14 protein-coding genes are annotated in these 17957 nt (G+C 46.2%); 5 read left to right on the plus strand and 9 right to left on the minus strand.

What is annotated here, in order from left to right:
- Positions 1-553: hypothetical protein (locus tag HOK28_14395; protein ID MBT6434285.1), on the plus strand; the 553-nt coding region annotated here is incomplete at its 5' end.
- A gap of 154 nt (positions 554-707) precedes the next feature.
- Here the strand turns inward: HOK28_14395 and HOK28_14400 are convergent.
- From HOK28_14400 to HOK28_14415, 4 genes are all read right to left on the minus strand, one after another.
- Positions 708-1559 (minus strand): hypothetical protein, encoded by an 852-nt coding sequence (locus tag HOK28_14400; GenBank protein MBT6434286.1) that lies wholly within the window; start codon positions 1557-1559, stop codon positions 708-710.
- Between the two features lie 274 nt (positions 1560-1833).
- Entirely contained in the window at positions 1834-2853 is a 1020-nt protein-coding gene (locus HOK28_14405; GenBank protein ID MBT6434287.1) for a hydrolase, read from the minus strand.
- A gap of 510 nt (positions 2854-3363) precedes the next feature.
- On the minus strand, positions 3364-3747 hold the full coding sequence (locus HOK28_14410) for a group II truncated hemoglobin (GenBank protein MBT6434288.1): 384 nt from the start codon (positions 3745-3747) through the stop codon (positions 3364-3366).
- Positions 3748-3816: 69 nt separating this feature from the next.
- Entirely contained in the window at positions 3817-4971 is a 1155-nt protein-coding gene (locus tag HOK28_14415; protein ID MBT6434289.1) for a hypothetical protein, read from the minus strand.
- A 633-nt stretch (positions 4972-5604) separates the two neighbouring features.
- Between HOK28_14415 and HOK28_14420 the strand changes: the two genes are divergently transcribed.
- Positions 5605-7113 (plus strand): hypothetical protein, encoded by a 1509-nt coding sequence (locus HOK28_14420; GenBank protein ID MBT6434290.1) that lies wholly within the window; start codon positions 5605-5607, stop codon positions 7111-7113.
- Between the two features lie 12 nt (positions 7114-7125).
- Here the strand turns inward: HOK28_14420 and HOK28_14425 are convergent, their stop codons facing one another.
- The 4 genes from HOK28_14425 to HOK28_14440 all read right to left on the minus strand — a co-directional run bounded on the left by HOK28_14425 (position 7126) and on the right by HOK28_14440 (position 11339).
- The gene (locus tag HOK28_14425; GenBank protein ID MBT6434291.1) at positions 7126-8469 is read right to left on the minus strand and encodes a hypothetical protein; all 1344 of its coding nucleotides are present in this window, start codon (positions 8467-8469) and stop codon (positions 7126-7128) included.
- Between the two features lie 3 nt (positions 8470-8472).
- Positions 8473-8985, minus strand: a complete 513-nt coding sequence (locus HOK28_14430) for a hypothetical protein (protein ID MBT6434292.1) — start codon at positions 8983-8985, stop codon at positions 8473-8475.
- A 220-nt stretch (positions 8986-9205) separates the two neighbouring features.
- A complete protein-coding gene (locus tag HOK28_14435; protein MBT6434293.1) occupies positions 9206-9568 on the minus strand; it encodes a CBS domain-containing protein in 363 nt (120 codons plus the stop codon).
- Positions 9569-9968: 400 nt separating this feature from the next.
- Complete coding sequence (locus HOK28_14440; protein ID MBT6434294.1) at positions 9969-11339, minus strand: sigma-54-dependent Fis family transcriptional regulator; 1371 nt, start codon at positions 11337-11339, stop codon at positions 9969-9971.
- Between the two features lie 364 nt (positions 11340-11703).
- Here HOK28_14440 and HOK28_14445 point away from each other — a divergent pair, with 364 nt between their 5' ends.
- Both HOK28_14445 and HOK28_14450 read left to right on the plus strand, forming a co-directional pair.
- Positions 11704-13836, plus strand: coding sequence for a PAS domain S-box protein (locus HOK28_14445; GenBank protein MBT6434295.1), 2133 nt, complete (start codon positions 11704-11706; stop codon positions 13834-13836).
- A 315-nt stretch (positions 13837-14151) separates the two neighbouring features.
- Entirely contained in the window at positions 14152-15888 is a 1737-nt protein-coding gene (locus tag HOK28_14450; protein MBT6434296.1) for an FAD-dependent oxidoreductase, read from the plus strand.
- On the opposite strand, the gene HOK28_14455 is transcribed toward HOK28_14450, so the two are convergent.
- Positions 15880-17100, minus strand: a complete 1221-nt coding sequence (locus tag HOK28_14455) for an NnrS family protein (protein MBT6434297.1) — start codon at positions 17098-17100, stop codon at positions 15880-15882. The genes HOK28_14450 and HOK28_14455 overlap by 9 nt on opposite strands.
- 177 nt (positions 17101-17277) lie before the next feature.
- On the opposite strand from HOK28_14455, the gene HOK28_14460 reads away from it, so the two are divergent.
- The coding region (locus HOK28_14460; protein MBT6434298.1) for a hypothetical protein at positions 17278-17957 on the plus strand (680 nt) is incomplete at its 3' end.

The raw sequence follows: 17957 nt of genomic DNA on the forward strand, positions 1-17957 counted from the left end.
CCTCTACAAGTTAGAGCGCTACGAGGATGCACTGAACCCGGCGGATGAGAAATTGCCAATGCGCTACGAGATGACGCCCAACAACGCGGCATTTCGTGCGTCGATGTGCTCCGAGCTTTGTGTCCGTGCTGGTCGCCCGGTGGAGCAAGTGGTTGCGTTTGGAACGGAGTCGTTTTTAAGAAGAGTGCGAGGCGATAATGTGGTCCATACGCTTCAAAGTCTCAACACTTCTTGTATCCTGCTGGAACTGCGCGACGCAGAAGATAAAGCTGAAGATTTTGCGCGCAACATGATTGAGCTTGGTTCTAAAGGCAAAGCCGATGTGCCAGTGCTTAAAGGGTATATCTCGCTTATGCGTGGCAAACTTCGAGCGGGTAAAGATACTGAGCTGCGACCCATTGTGGACGAACTCTTTGGTAAGATTCGCGAGTTGCCAAAAAGTAATCAGCGCGCCGAACTCATGAGTGAGGTAGCAAGGCTAGAAACATCTCGTTCTCCGTTGCCAACGAATAAGTCGAGACTTACACGATTTTTGCAAACCCCGGCGTCTTAGGCAGTGCAGAAACCGTTTAAACCTTGAACATCAAGTTAAAATAAAAGTGCTGGGCTAATCAATGCGCGGTAAGCCCATCTCATAGTCCCAGCACCATCATTCATTTTCTTTAAAGTGGGTGCACCGATTGATGCACCCAAGAGCTAATCTTAGATCAGCGCTCAAAGAGTTCCATTTGGTTCATTCGAACTGAGGAAGTTGTGAGTGAGCAGCTTGTGCACGAACCAGCCTCACAACCAGAATAGCCAAATCTTGACCAGTATGTGCAACCGCTTGAGCCTGAAGTACAGCTACAGGTACCCTTCGCAGCAAAGACCATACCCATCTGTCCGAATAGTTTAGCACTGCTTCGCTTCATTTTGGTGTAAAGGATACGTCCAAAAGCATTCACAGGCACTAAGACATGGTCGTCTTCTGCAATGAAAGAGTGATCGGTGATAAGGGTTGGTGCCTGAAAATCACCAGCTTCAAGAGTATGGGCTTTGCTGAAAGTTCGGAACTCTTCGGCAAGCTCTGGTACGTCCATCATTAAGCTATTACCGAGCGGCAGTGTCTCAACTTCGAGTTGAGTAGCAAAACGAATTCCAACGGACCGTTGTATAACGCTTAGAGAAGCCTTGCGGCTGCAAGTCTCACAATTAGGTCCGATGAGGCAACCGACACTGCTTCCATCAGAAGCTGGGCTGCAATCGCCACTGCCTTTCGTGCAGGTACAGGTCACGGTGCCGTTATTGCTGAGCTTCCCGGCATTGAATCCGTGGTGGTTGATAACGGAGAAACCAGTTGGGACATTAAAGTTCATACTGCCATTTGGCATCATTTGTGTGGTCGTTCCTTCTGGAATCCACGTTCGACCACATTCGGTTAAACCGTCATCACGTTGCATTGAGTCAGGTACATTAAAGCTTACGCTGACTTCGTCGGGTGAACTGACGGGTCCACAGGCAACGAGACCAGTTATCAGAGTTGAGAAAATAAGTAAGGACTTTAGGGCAGTTTTAATCATTAGAGCCTCCTCAGGCATCAGTTTATGTTTATGACTGGCTTTCGAGGAGGAGCCGCGTGTTCTGACATGTCGAAGCAAAGAAAGAGGGAGGTGCGCGCGGGTACAAAGCAACCGCAATGAAGCGGAGGAACACGCAGGCGAATCACGATAGGAATATAGAGAAATTTATCGTTAACACGACTACCAAGCCAAGTGGGCATAGAATTGCTAAAACAAGATACGCTATTCTTGATCATGAGAATACGGACCTATTCGGACTCAATAGAAAAAGGTTTTACGACCACAGGTAGAGGTTTAGAACTCTTTTGGGCGCAGTTGATTCCGCGCCTTTTAGTTTAAGGAAGCCTGCGATTCGCTCCTCAAGCCAGTATCTCGGGGACCAGGGAACTCCGTGAACAAAGCCAACGTGACCGCCCGATTCACTTAGCTCGAGAGTCGTCGTGTCAGATAGCTCGTAGTGATTGGGAATGGACTGTGGAGCCATGAAGGTATCGTCAAGCGAGTGTACGATAAGCGTTGGGATTTCTATATTCTTAAGATGAGGGCGACAGCTGGAATCCCTATAATAACGATTAACATCGAATAATCCGCTTATCGGTAAGGTAACAAGTTTATCGAATTCGCGAAGAGTTTTGATTCGCTTTATCTGGTCTTTGGTCAAGGAAAATAAGGTCTTGTAGTCCAATTGGTCCATCTTCTTGTAAAGCCTAGACCGAATCCAACGAAGAATCGCTCCTTGGTAAAACCCTCCAAGGGATTCATTGAGTACCTCGATGGTGGTACCTATCTCAAATGGGACCGAGGCTGCAAACGCCTGTTTTAAAGGTGTATTAGAACCTTCCTCGCCCAAATATTTGAGGAGTTTGTTTGCGCCGATTGAAATCCCAATAGCATGAAGTGAGGTCCCGGGTTCTCGGCGATGTATCTCGTTTACAACGAATCGAATATCATCGGTGTCTCCCGCAAGGTAGCTACGATGGAGACGGTTGGGGCGGGTACCGCAACCTCTATGATGAGCGAATACCACCCGGTGTCCTCCGTTTGCCACATTGTTCAAAATTCCTCTGGCATAGGTTGATGTAAGGCAGTTTCCTTCGACACCCGATAAGAAAAGAGTGATGGGACCTTTTGTCCCGGCCCATGCCAGTTCAAGGGTGTCTCCATCAGGCAATTCTAAATATTCATAAGTGAATTCAATACGTACGGGTAGCCTAACCATCAAACCAAGGACAGTTTGAGCATGTCGGTTGCTAAGCCACCAGGGTGCTTTATATGAGCTTGTCGTTACGGGCATATTTACCTTTGGCGCATCTGATTATGGATTATATGTCCAAGAGTTTGTACGAAAATGTCCATAAAGCATAAGCGCCAAACTGGTTTAGTGATCGATGAGTCTTCGTTTGATAAGGCTTTTATCGTTAGCGCCCAATCGATGCATCAGGGATTCCATCCCTAAAAGTATGATTGTATAACCGAGCATTTTAATTGAATGCTTTGTACGTCGTCCTAATCTGGCAATAGCTGTGTTCCCCAACATAATTTTCGCCTTTGTGTGTGTGCAACGCCCATCATAAGAGCAGCAAGTGCCGTGCCATCGTGCTGTGTATTTGTTGGAAGTATGGCGCTATTTCGATGTGCCAAAAAACTCTGTGGTATCGGTCAACTAGAACCGGTGAATCAGAAAGGAGCAGAGCCAGAGCGATTGTTTTGTACGCCGGCTCAGTTTGAGAAGATTTTGAGGTAACAGAATTAGAATTCAATTATCGGTATTGTTACCCATCGGCTACTCGTTCGAAAATCTTTATCAGCTGTTACGTAAAAAGTCTGCGATACGATAAAGCGGCTGTTTAAGAATTTCTCGTACTTGCGCCGGGACCCCTACATCATCCATCGCTTTGTAAAAGCAATAGAGCCACTCCTCCCGTTGCTTTACCCCAATTACATATTGAGCATGGGGCCTGGTAATGCACACAGTTTTGTATTTGTACTTGTAGAGAGAAGGGCCGCCGAGCCATCCTGAGAGATACTCGTATAATTTCTCGGCCACCACCGTTGTGTCAGCTTGATGCATCTGTCTAATTGATTCGGCTTCTTCACATTCAGCCATGTTTACGTAAAACTGATTCACCAATGTTCTTAAACCCTCGGCACCGCCCAGTAAATCATAGGGCGTATTATTGGATTCAATCATTTTGGTCTCCTTAAGGTTGAATGAGGGAGAATCCTCAAATGACCAAGTGAAATTGGGTTAGCTTCATTAAACCAAGGAAACGTTACCGAATACTTGGTCCTCGACTTTGAGTGCCTCAGGGTCTCGAGTTGTTTCGGATTGTGTGAACGAACACTCTTGATGGTCGGACCTTGTCATAGAGCAATACCCGTTAAAAAGACGGTCTAAGCTAAGCATAAGCTGCTCATTTGATATCGGTAAATAAAACCCATTTCGTTCTGCAAGTGTTGTTACTTTCCTTACAACCGAACCTCCAAAGTCGAAGGCATCGATTCCGAGTTCCGCGAAATCCTCTTCTAGGTATGGGATAAGCGCAATCGACGGAAGAACCATCGATAACCTTTTAAGCTTTCGAATCGGGCTGTGTTTTTGCCAATAGGTTAGCGGAAACTCCCTTAGGTAATTTCCAGGTAATGCTGTATGGCGTGATTCGTCTAGGTGAAAGTTTCTTAAAATTTCCAGGCCTGGAAATGAGGCCATGACACCAAAGACGCTCAATGCAATGCCCTCGATTAAAACATTCATTCCAAAGAATTTTTCTAAACCTTCTGCTTTATAGACTTTCTCCAGCAGAATGTATTCCCAGATTGATAAACGAGGAATGGGCGTATCAAATGCACGGAGGAGTTCACGAAGTACGACAAAGTGTTTTGCCTCCTCTAGAACTTGCATTGTGAGAGCTGCTCGCGCCCCGGTGCTCTTTACATGGCTTAGAAGTTCTGCCGAAACCAGCCAGGCATATGCTTCGCCATGACCGATTGCCGAAAGAATGGACACGATAGCCTGTTTTTCTTTTGGGGTGTACTGGCTATCAAGAAATTTTTTATATTCCGTCAAGGAGATGCGCTCAATTTGAGTCTTCTCTGAGTCGTTCATTGCCGAGACGGCATGCTGTTGTAGTAAACGTTCTTGCGGTGTGCAGTCTTTAAAGTCCAGAAACGGCGTGATGTTCTCAGCCTTCCAGAGCAATCTCAAACTTTTGTCATAGTGCCGTTTCCGCATGCGGTCTTGCGCTCCGCCTATAAACTCATAGTTGATATCGTCATATTTTGCCTTACGACCTTCTAGTCCAATGTTTTCGATTGCGTTATGATACGAGCGAACGAATCGATTAGAGGCCTCTTCAATGACGCGATTGGCTTTGGCGGCTCTTGCGTTGACTTTCCTTTTATCGAATCCCATTTTCATGCTTTCGTTAATTGTCGGTTCGGATGGGCTTAGATTAAATGGTTTTCTAAGAAATATATAGATTCTTATTTTGTTACAATTGGGCCGTTACCCAATGGTTACGAGTGTCTTTTGAGTGATTTTTTGGTTGTTACGAAAGGGGAAGTTTGCGGGTTGTTGCCGCTACCCAATGGTAGCGCTATTTTTTCTGTAATTTAGGATTTCAATTTATTTAGGTTCGTTACCGTTGCTGATTGATGGTTCAAAATCGGAATATTTTTCGTTTTTGGTATTAGAAACAGTGTTCCGTTCTTGATGCGTAAAATTGTCGGGATTAAGTGAGGGATTTGTCCATTCGAGTCTGGCGTTCTGTGTTGGGGGCAGGGTTGGTGTTGATTGGCACTTAAATTGCTTCTTGTTCAGGTAATGGGGGCGGCATTCAATATGTGGCAAGTGCAATTGATTTTGCTAGCAACAGGTGGTGTCGTCCCTGCATCTGGCTGAACAGGGATAAAAGCCTGGTTAGAGGAAACTGTTTAGTGATGAGTCTGTTGGTCGATCGGTCGGTGGCTTAAAGACGGGCTTTGCTTCCTTTTTCGAATTTACTTAAAAATTTTGTTTAATAATCTGAATTGGACAATTCTTAAAATGAATCTTCATTTTTCTAAAGAGCTACGTGATTCTCTTTTTAAGCTGGATCCACGGTCGATGCTCGCATTTCGAACACTTTTTTCGGTAGCACTTTTGGTGGATCTTATTCACCGCTTTGTTAATACGAAATACTTCTTTACGGAGTCTGGGGTTTTCCCGAAGGCTATCTGGGAGAAAATCTACGGGTACAAGCCTTATTATTGGAGCTTCCATTTTAACGACGTTGATTGGGTTATATGGACGGTTGTTGGCGCTCAGGTCGTGTTGGCGGTTTGTGTTGTAATTGGTTATCGGCTTAGGACGACCCTATTAATTTCTTGGATATTTCTTCTGAGCATGAATCTGAGTAATCCGCTGCTGACTTATGGTGGGGATAAACTTTCCCCCGGTTTGCTCCTTATTGCTGGGCTTCTTCCTTTGACATTTGCGCAGCGTAAGAAGGCGGCCGGTGGTCCTCTAAGCTACTTGGGAGGCTTGCTGATTCTTACGCAAATGACAATTCTCTATATAGGGGCGGGCGAGGCGAAGGTTTGGCAGACCTATTGGATGACGGGTGATGCGCTTCATAATGCCCTAAATTATAATCTTCTGGTGAAGCCGTTTGGTGTTTGGTTTTCCCAATTTGATTCGATTCTTAAAGTACTTTCTCTGGCGACGCCGTGGGCGGAGATTATCTTGCCCATGTTATTTTGGGTGCCCTCTTGGGGAGGGCGGATTCGTGCAGTTGCAATCCTGGGAGTTCTTGGACTCAACTTTGGTATCTTTCTGATGTTAGATGTTGGTTACTTTATGTTTTATGCTAGCCCCGGATTGATTTGCCTCTTGCCTCCTGTTTTTTGGGATTCAATAAGTCCAATTACAGAGAGGGCACAACGGTGGTTGCTTAGGCCGGGCTTTTCGTTAGGGAATAGATTTTCTCTTTGGGTCACGAATGAAACCAAGGCAGTTGACGCTTCGCTGGAGTCAGAACCGCGGCCTCTGGGTGCTATGGGACGGGTTCAAGCGGCTGTAATGGTTTGGTTGGTCTTGGTTATAGCCATTTCAGGACTTGAGGGAATGCATGCCTTCAAGAGAGTAGACTGGCCCAAAGCTGTTTGGAATTCTGTGCGTACTCCCAATCTTTATCAAAACTGGGGTTTATTCTCGAACCCCGATACCAATCTGATGTGGTATGTGGGTAAGGCGGAACTAAACAATGGTAAATTGGTTGATATCATCCAGGGTGGCGAATCCTTAAGTTATCCGAGGATCCGTAAACGCCCGTCACTCTTTGTAAGTAGCTTTCGTTGGCGGTTAGCGTTTGCAAAGGCAAACAAGCATAAAAAGTTTAAGGAGATTCGTCAGGCTATCGCTGCGAATGTGGCTCGAAAATGGAATGATGAACATTCTCCTGATGAACACGTGAAATCACTTAAGATTCTGAAGATGTCCAAGGTTCTTTCAGATACCTTCGCTTATCGGCGTCGATGGAAGCTTTGGGCTACGTGGGATGGTTCGTCAGGTTGACCAATGGGCATTCTACGGGATGCAAGCGACACCGTTGTGAACTGACCATTCAAGGGATGCGGACTCTATGGTAATCGTTTGCATGCGATCTCTAAACTCAGGGTCGAGGTCGCCACTCTCTATGAGGTCATCCAAGATATCCAAACCAATGGGCCTTATGTGAACCTGTAATCTAACCTTGTCCAGTGTTCCCGGCACTTCATAGGTGCGCATGACATGGGTATCGACGTAGTCGGGGTTTAGAGGAGAGAGTGCGGTGGGTCCGGGCAATGCGTTGGAGGTGTAGTCCATGGCTTCCCAAAACATGTGTACCTCGTGTCCTTCACTGTTGTATAGCTTGTCACGAATTATCCACGTGTCGGATGCTGAGGTGATTGGTGTTTTATGGTCTACTTTGCCGCTTGTATAGAATACTTCCCCGTCAATAGATGCTTCAAGCTCAACCCAAGCGCGCCGGTCGGCCGAAGCACCGCTTGGCCATGAATGCCCTGATCCGATGTTTTCGAGTGTAACTACCGCGTAGCTCCTTTCATCGTCCGGATATACGCAAAGCTCGGTTCGCAGTGAGGCATTTAGGGCGCGTTCGACTTGCTCTCGTTGTTGCTCGGCGTGCGGGAATGGCGTCAAGGCTAAATCCACTCCAGGGAAGTAGTGATCGTGTATGCGCCGTTCAGGGTAGTTCCCTCCAGTTGCTATCACACCGTTGGTTCCGGATTGGTGGCATGCAGGACATGAAAGAGCCGGCTGTGTGTCTGGGTCCGAATAAAGAGTACTTTTCCACTCAGCATATGTTCGTTCTATGTGAAACCCTTGAGGGGTTACGATGTCGTGACAGCTTCCACACATTGACGCTGATTTAATATCATCACCGTCTAAGAGAGTAGAATATCCCGACGCATGCGCATCGGTCTCTACCGGATTCAAGATTCCTCCTCGTAGAACTTCATCCTGCGCTAAAACGAGTGGGTTGTTGTGAGTACCATTTACCTCCACAACTGAGTGACAGTAGTAGCAGGTGACACCTTTTGTGTAAGCGGGGAGCTCGGGGAGATTTAGCCCGTTTTGGGTTAAGCCGAGGCGTAGAGCTACTGGCGCATGGCAGCTCACGCAGAACGCTCCGAGTTCGCCGTTCGTTTCCCGTTGACCGCGACGGTTCATCGCCAAAAAGACGGGGTCTTCCCCGGCGTAGGCGTGCATACTCGAAGACCACTGATTGTAGTGTAGCGGGTGACATTCCGCACAAGATTCTGGGTCCTGAATGCTTGCGCCGGTGAGGGTGTAGACTTTGTTTTGGCAGGCGGCCAACGTTAGAGAGGAAAGAAGAAGTAACGTTTGGATTGATAGAGGGTAGGGCATTGCTTAACTTTCTAAGCAGAATGAAATTGTAGTGCGGTCTGTCGTACCATCGGCAAGTGTAACGAAAAATGAAAAGAGCCAGTGGCCTGGCATCATAAGCTCGAAAGGGCCCAAATCGTAGTATCCTTTATCCGCGTTGTATATACCGGTGAAGGTCGCGGGAAAGGTTCCATGGCCATGGCCCGGCATGGTGGGCTCTAAAAGAATTTCAGCGTCAGTTATGGAACTGCCGTCTGGTGAAAGTAATTCGAGTTGCCAGGTATTGTCACCTCGGTTCACTGGGTTGGGGATAGCTGACGCTATTCTAATGGTGGTCGTTCCGTCGTCTGTTGTATAAATTTCGTCGAAGCTAAACTGGTTCAACGTAACTGATGAAGCACTGCAAATACCCGAAGATTCTTGTTCGCCGCAGCTGTAGGTTGCGAGTGGTAGAAGTAAAAGGAGTGCGTATAGGCGGGTTTGTTGTCGGTGATTTTTTGTTTTTGAATATGGTCGTTGAGCGTTTTTCGTCGTCATTGGTGTTCCATGTAGGGCCATATGCAATCGACATAGCTAGCTATTCTTTTAGCGTCGATATGGATTGGGTTCCGGACAAATTTGAGTTGATAGTGTGTGCCGAAGGTACTTGCAGTGTTTCAGGGTGTTCGGATCATTTGTTCTATTCTGCGAATATCATAAGGGTAATGTCATTGTTCTTTGCCGAATCCGCTTAATTTTTCCGACGCGTTTTATGAACTTAGATCAATGTCTTTTGAAGAATGTTGATGGCATCGACCGACGTAAAGATTCCTTTTATCTCGTCACCATCCATAACTGGTACTGCGCCGATACTTTCATTGGACATGAGTTCTAAGGCTTCAGCCAGTGGCGTATCACTTGGGCATGTGATGGGACGTGTGGTCATGGCTGCGGATACTGGCCATACTGTATTTTGATTGGTGGGGATTGAATCAAAAACGAGCAGATCGCGGGCGCTTAGGATACCAATCAGTCGGTTATTTTCTAAAACAGGAATATGGCGTATCCCATTCTCGGCCATCCGCTCTTTTGCATCGTCGATTGATAGGTCTGGAGAAATGGTAATGAGTGTTTGGCTCATAAAATTATCTATTGGGGCATCTTTGCTTAGCATTTGTCGTCCTTCCGGTGTGCCTTAAGAACTAAGCAGGACTCATGCCAAACATTTTCACTTTATGAATTAGATTGCGCCCAAATATAACGGTCGTGCGAGAGTATGCGGCTTGGGGGTTACCGGTTGGTAGCGTAGCCGGGCGGATGTTGTCGCATTCGGGTAACCCAGATACTTTGCTTTCGATATGTTTTGAAGCTTGGTAATTTTAGCTTAGTGAAATTGGAAGCCTGACGGATTCTCCAAGAGCCAAGCGGCCTCGCTAAGACACTTCGAGGTCATGCGTTGTTCTTACACCATATTGAGGAATTAAGAATACTTGTTATGCCGAGGTTCACGCGAATACGCTTGTGGGCGCGTTGTCGGAGGTTCAAGTGGTTGAATATTCAGCCGAGCTTGTTTCGTGACTCTTGAGTTTTTCCCATAAGTTCTTGCGTGATATTCCCAAGAGTTCGGCTGCTTGAGCTTTTTTGCCGTTGGTCATCCGGAGAGCTCGTTGGATGTATTCGTACTCGAAGGATCGAATCGCATCACTAAGTTTCACACATTGGTCTGAGTCCATTTGGCTTGCTGATCCTACGTTAGAGATCTGCCTTGGCAAATGTTCAAGCCCAATGGGCTTTGAATTACTCAAAACAATGGCGTGACGAATGGCGTGTTCCAACTCCCTGACATTTCCGGGGAAGTGGTATGATGAGAGTGCAGCCCAGGCTTCGGGACTGATCTCTGGCCGCTCTTGGTTGCTGGGTTGGTGTTTACGAATAAAATATTCGACCAATAGTGCCAGATCGGAACGTCTCTCCCGAAGTGGTGGCGCAAGAATGTCGAGTACCATGAGCCGGTAATATAGGTCTTCGCGAAAGGTGCCTTGCTCTATCAAACTTGGAAGGTCCTTATTCGTAGCAGAAAGAATCCAAGCATTTACGGGTACGGGTTCGTGTGAACCTACACGCTCAATGGTTTTTTCCTGAAGCACACGTAAAAGTTTGGTCTGAGATCCTGACGGAAGTTCTCCAATCTCATCAAGAAAGATAGTCCCGTTGTGTGCAGCTTCGAATCTTCCTTTTCGCCGTTTATCGGCTCCGGTGAATGCACCTTTTTCATGGCCGAAGAGTTCGGATTCGAGCAGCGTATCTGGAAGACCGGCACAGTTTACGGCAATAAAAGGGCCATCACTTCGCTCTGATTTTTTGTGAAGACTTCTTGCAATCATTTCCTTACCGGTTCCACTTTCGCCGGTAATTAGGACTGGAGCGTCGCTACGCGCAATGGTTTCTATGCGATGTTTTACGGCTCGCATACTTGGAGACTCGCCAATAATTGACGAGGTATCGGTACCATTCTTTAGATAGACTCGAGCTTCACGTAATTCTTCGCGCAGTCGACGTTTTTCTTCGATATATTGAAGTCGAACAATAAGCTCGCTTACGTCAAAGGGTTTACTTAGGTAGTCCCGTGCACCTTCCTTAAGAGCCTCTACAGCATCCCCCACGTTTGCGTAGGCGGTCATGAGTATAACATCGGTCTCCGGTTGTGCTTCCAAGACCTTGGTGAGTAATGTTCTGCCGTCAATTTTGGGAAGCCGGATGTCTGTGAGCACCACATCAAAGGCTTGTTCACGAATCAGTTTACTGGCTGTTAACCCGTCACCGGTAACAGTCACGTTGTGCCCGGCCTGTCTTAACCGGTCACCAATTGTTAATTGGATTGTTGTCTCGTCGTCGACAAGAAGTATTTCCATTGCTGCGGGACCGTTCGTTAGTTTTCTATAGTTCTTAGGGCATCCGTTAAGCGGCTATCAAATGCGTTGCAGGGGTTATGCCAACTACTGTAACGAGTTAAAAACAGCGTAAAATTAGTTGTTTAGGTTAGACGTTTTCGTTCCTCTTGCAGTCTCTGACCTTATTCAGTCCTCATTCTTACCGCCGACGTTACCTGATGGTATCACGCTGGTTACCCTGGGGTAACGCTCTGGCCGTCGTAAATTTCAAATTCTCGCTAAGTATACGGCATACCGTGCTTTTGTTGATTGGCAAGGGACTTGAAAGAGGATTGTACTGACCATATTTAAACCGGCAACGGTCTAGACCTGTCAGGAAAATAAATTGAAAGAAAAATGGCTCGACAATAAAAATTTACCACGTTTGGTCATACCTATCGCTGCGTTAGTAACAGTTGCTCTCACGCTTTCAGGTATCTACTTGGGCAAAGAATTAATGGCAGACGACCGTAAGCAAGTCGTCTGGGCGGCGCTGGATTGGGTAGCAATTTATGGTGACGAGGAGCGCTTTGATGCTTACCTAGAGCAGATCCGTAACCTGGACAATAACGCGTGGAACGCAGTGGTTGTGAATTTAGATGAAAATGACTCTAAGGTGTTGGCGAGTTCCTCGCAGAGTCCATTGCAGATTGAAAATAATTTAGACCAAGAAAAACTCTTTGGTCGGATACGACAACTTGCGGCGTTAAATCATTCCGGGCTGGTTGAATATGAGGGTGAAATCTTTGGTTATCGAAACCTTGATGGCGCGACGGTCATCATTGGGCAAAATCTAGACAACGGAGTTTTATTTTTCTTTATGATTTCCGCCCTGGTCTTCGGATTGATATTGGTTCTGATCTGGGGAGGTGCAGGACGATTTTTAAATCAACGCATACTTAACTCCTTGCAAGACAGTCATGAGCAAACACGCTCCATCGTAGAGACAGCAGTGGACGGTATTATTACTATAAACCAACACAGCGAAATACTTACTTTCAATAAAGCAGCCGAAGATATTCTGGGCTACAGCGCCGCCGAAATAATCGGGAAAAATATCGTTACTATTATGGGAGAAGACCATGCGTCGCGGCATGACAGTTATGTTACCAATTATTTGAAGACCGGCGTAGCCTCAATCATAGGAATAGGAAGGGAACTCATCGCGCGTCATAAAGACGGTCGCAATATCCCGATCGAGTTGGCATTAAGTGAAATGAGCATAGAGGGTAGTCCGGCGTTTACCGGAATTATTCGAGATATCACGCGACGGAAACAAGCAGAGGAAGAGAGCGCAAGGCTAAACCGCATTTTGAGAGAGTTGCATACGATTGGGTCCTCACAAGGTATTTCTTGGCAGGAAAAAGTTTGTGCTCTTCTCGCTCTCGGCTGTCGTCACTTTAAATTGGATGCAGCCATCTTCTATCGCGGCGATGATACTCATTATGAGGTTCTTGAAACGGTTGGTCCGATTACGAAAAATAATTCAGACTATTTGGCTTTCCTTTCGGAGTTTTCGAGAGAGATTTTAGAAAGTTCTGAAAAGGCAATTCATGAGAGTACGGATGATACTCAGCAACTTCATGTGCTAGAGGCGGAGAAGGGACCGTTCAAGGTCAGAACCAAACTTGGAATTACCCTAGATCTAGATGGGGATTCCTCATTTCTAGTGTTTTTAGGAGACAATCCTCCAAGTGAAATACCGTTCACGCCCACGGATCTAGAGGTGACAAAGCTATTGTTTCGTTGGGTCGCCGCAGAGTTTTCCCTTTCTCGCGAAAGAACTAAGGTTCAGCGAGCAGATAAGTTGTCATCAATTGGAGTTTTGGCGGCTGGCGTGGCACACGAGGTAAATAACCCACTCGCCGGTGTTATAGCGGGTATTGAGGCTTTACACGGTGGCCTTGTTCCTCAGGAGTCGCGTGAAATCTACTATCAAACGATACGCGAAGGGTTGGAAAGAATACGCCATACGGTTAGAGGTCTACTGGACTATTCCCGAAGGCGTCCGATTACTCCAGGTTTCGTAGACGTCGCAGAACTCGTGAATGCGAGTATACAATTGGTAAATCCGGCTGCGGTTAAAAAGCAACTTGAATTTGAAAATTCCGTGGCACCAGGCGAAGGAAAATTTTGGGCCGACCGCACCCAGATTATGCAGGCCTTGGTTAATGTTATTTTAAATGCGATAGCTGCCGCACCGGACTCAAGTTCAATTTATGTTTCTCTCGTGCAGATGATCGATAAAGTTGGGATACGAGTTCGCGATGAGGGACCAGGCATTCCGCCTGAATCTCAAGAGAGAGTCCTGACTCCATTTTACAGCACCAAGGCTGAAGGCGAGGGCACTGGGCTAGGACTGCCGATTACACAGGCATTACTGGTAGCTAATCATGGTGAGCTGGATATAGGTCTTGGAGAAAGCTCTGGCGCAATATTAACCATGTGGCTACCAACCGATGAGCCCAACGATTCCTGAAGATTGAATCAACGTGACTGTCGTCACTCTAACGATGGTCGGAATTTATGGATTGAGTAATCACCAATTTTATCTGGTTGTCATAGTTGTGTTTTTTGAGTCTCGCATTGAGACCAGATAAATCCTCGGTCCGTGTGTTAAGCCCACTGAAAATCCGTAATCAAGAGAGAATGGTTGGGTTACAACTCTGTAACCTCATCACTTTCAAGCATCCGGCTGTCCCAATTTAAAATTCGATATTTTATCAAAGAACGATTGGCTTGTTCTTTGCAGAGTCTTCTTGTGACTACTTGAAAGTGAAATAAGGAGGAAGCGATGGATAGAAACAATCCTGAAAAAAGAATGCGTTATCTTATTGTAGGAGGCGTAGCGGCCGGAGCCTCAGCGGCGGCAAAACTAAGACGCCTGGATGAACATGCCGAGATAATAATTTTCGAAAAAGGGCCCCAGGTTTCCTTTGCCTCCTGCGGACTACCATACTTTGTCAGCGGCGTCATACCGGAGAAGTCGAGTCTTGAGATTATGAACCCGGAAAAGTTTAAGCAGATCCTCAATGTTGATGTAAGGCTTCATCATGAGGTTGTATCAATCCTGACAGACCGAAAGAAAATACGGGTTTTGAACCTTAAAAGTGAGGAAACAACCGAGGAGTCATACGACAAACTCGTTCTCGCCACTGGCGCTGAATCTTTCCGACCCCCAATCAAGGGCATAAAATCGAGTGCTGTCATTACGATACGAACCATTGAAGATGCCGTCATTATCCGTGAACGTGGAAAAACCATCAAATCAGCATTGGTCATGGGAGCCGGATTCATCGGTTTGGAAGTCGCGGAAAATCTGGCCGCGATTGGTGTAAAAGTTACTGTCGTCGAGAAAAGCTCACAGCTCTTGGCAACCTTCGATCCTGAGATGATTGCTCCAATGATTCGGTCCATGAAAAACGCCGAAATTGATATCCGTCTCGACACCGAGGTGACAGGCCTTGAAGAGCTTGAGAGCGGAAAGGTAAAGGTAGAGTTCAAAGCGCAAGACACTTTAGAGACAGACATTGTTCTTTGTTGCGTGGGAGCACGTCCAAGGGTGGGGCTAGCGAAAAATGCTGGCTTATTGGTGGGCGAAAGAGGGGGCATTGTTGTTGACAATTATCTCAGAACATCTGACCCCGATATATATGCCGCTGGTGACGTTATAGAGGTCCATCACCGGATCGACTCCTCTATAATACTCTCACCTTTAGCAGGTCCGGCAACGTTACAAGGGCGTATCGCTGCAAAGAATATCGAAAAAACTGAAACCAAGGAATATTGTGGAGTACTGGGAACTGCGGCAATAGAGGCTTTTGGTTGCACGCTCGCCCAAACAGGATTAACTGAAAGGCAGTTAAATAGAGCGGAAAATAGTGATTACCGGACTATTTATCTTCACCCCGATAACCACGTTACCTATTTTCCAGGTAGCTCAACTATTACCATGAAAGTAATATTTGAAAATAATTCTCGCGGCCGAATATTGGGCGCCCAGGCAAATGGTGTAAACGGTGTTGTACGTAGAATAGATACAATCGCAATGGCCATTAAATTAGGCGGGTCTGTATTTGACCTCGAGGAAGTGGACCTCGTCTACACTCCACAGTTTGGTGCGCCGAAGGCACCTGTCAATGTTGCTGGGATGCTGGCGGCAAACCGTATTCAGGAATGCAACTTGTTTGTGGATCCGCTAGACTTTTCTTTTTCATCCGATGTATGCATTTTGGATGTCCGGAACAAGAGCGAGCACGAGACTGAGCGAATAGCTGGGTCAATCAATATTGCTCTCGGCGACCTAAGAAATAATTATATCTACCTCAACCCAGCCCGGAAGATTCAGCTTGTGTGTTCACAAGGAAAGCGAGCCTACGCGGCCCATTGTATTTTGGCCCAGCTGGGTTTCAATACGGTGGTTTTAACCGGGGGTTTAAATACCTTTAGGGATTTTGTGACATCGGGGCTAATTCCTAAAACGCGACTAGAGAGTCATTCGCCGGACGCCTCAGCCGGTCACTTAGGTTAAAGGTAGCGAGGTCTTAAGCTTCGTTGGTCGCTCAAGCGCTGGGTTTACACTGAGAATCTGTGAGAAAGATACAAAATACCATGTAAAAACTCCAACCCACAACGCTTGCGAAAGACCAATCCAATAGCTGTAATAATCAGGTAACAAGATGGGTCCAAGGACTCGAGAACATGCGCTGATTAGAAGTGTGCTAAAGGCCAGCGCAGTTCCTCGCGGCGGGTTGTAAACGTTAAGATTAGAGTGACCTAGCGCTACTCTTACCATCATCCCAATACATAAGATTCCAATACCTCCGATGGATAATCCATGAAGCCCTGCCTGTAACGGTATTTGCAGGAATGCTTGGAAGCCGTAGAGAAGAAACCCCATGGGCAAGGCCCCGTAGCCAACATAGATAACCCAGGTCATCGGGTGCGACCAAATTTTAGGGTGATACCAAGACCATAAATTAATAGCGAAAATTATCGCCAACGCGAGGCCTATTAGAGCTAAGAGAAACTTTGACCCTTGACTGAGCTGAGCAAGAGCAAATGAAAGGATAAGTAGCAGCCCAAGGTGCCCCATCCAGGCCGGGTTCCTGATCGGTTCATAGTTTTGGATACGAACAGAAAGAAAGAATGGAATAACCCGCTCGGCAATCACTCCTGACAACCCAATGATGATAAAGGTGGCCAAAATGTTCATTTCCCGAGCCATGAAATACTGAATGGTCGTCAGGGAAACAAAAAAGGCAATATTTGAGATAAGGATCAAAGCAAGGCAAACCAGAACCGGAATCTGGCGCCATTGCCGGCGTAATCTAATAGGACGACCTACGACTATCAAGAGTGATAAATTGAAAGTAATATCACTCAGTCCTGCGAGCCAGGTAAGGTTACCATTCGGTGCGAGAAGCAGTAGCCTTGCGAATGCCCAAGTAACGAAAAGAAATAGAATTGAGCGAGAGGTCGCCACTTGTATTTGGGTCCACTTGGTAACCGCCGTTAGTAAAAATCCGGCAATAACAGCCATGGCGAAACCGTAAACCATTTCGTGACCGTGCCAAAGCACTGCAGGAATTCCTGATGGTAAGTGTTCAAGAATACCAAAATAATGGAAGAACCAGAGCCCCATCGAAACGATGGCATAGAAAGAAGCTCCGAGGAAAAAGGGCCGAAATCCGACTTTCAAAAAAAATGAATCGTTGGTTGGCTTTAAGAGGGCTGACTTCATACCGTAATATTCCTTTGTGACTATTTGGACTCAAGCAATTGCAAAACTTGGGCCGTTTTGAACAATTCCCAGAACTCCGAACAATCCCAAAAATTGCCGAAATTAACTGGAACGATTGTTGCTACTAACTTCGTAACCAAGAAATTCTTGAGTTTAAAACGGTGAATGGACACTTAGATGATAGACAACGAAGTGAGTGATTCGTCGTTGGAATTACTGATTGAAAGATATCCATATCTATTCAAATGCTTAATAAAGATAGACATTGAATATTGGTCGATGAGCAGAGACAGGCTGATAGCCGTGATTCACGAGAATCAGTCGCAAATTGAGCAAGAGAACCTTGAACTCGATGAGAGCCCGGCGGCCTGTATGAAAAATATCATGGTTTTGATGGGTGAAAAAAATTTAACGGGATATGTATCTAGGGTGACTGGCGAGGTTCATCCTGACTTCTTAAATTTGCTTACGGTATTAACTCGTCTGGTGAAGCGGATAGTGTACAGTTACGGTACCAAAGACGAGCTACCGGTTCGAATTGAGTATTTGTTAACCAGCATAAAGCATAAGCTCATGTCGGTATTCGTTCTTTTTGAAAATATCTGTGTGCCCTATCTTCATGGGGCAGGCCAAAATAAAGATAACAAAAAGAAACGCGAACTTGGCCGCATCCTAGATCACCTTGAACGCGAAATTACGGATATCATTTCTCAGCTTGGTACTCTTCGTACAGTTACTGAGGACTTCAAGAACTCAGCATATACTTGCGCGACTTGGATGTTAATGTTGGAGAAGGCAGAGCTGTTTTCTGTGTCAGTCTATGTTTATGTGTTTGCGTATAGGCAAAATTTTGTTCG

This window comes from Deltaproteobacteria bacterium, assembly GCA_018668695.1.
Lineage (GTDB): Bacteria > Myxococcota > XYA12-FULL-58-9 > XYA12-FULL-58-9 > JABJBS01 > JABJBS01.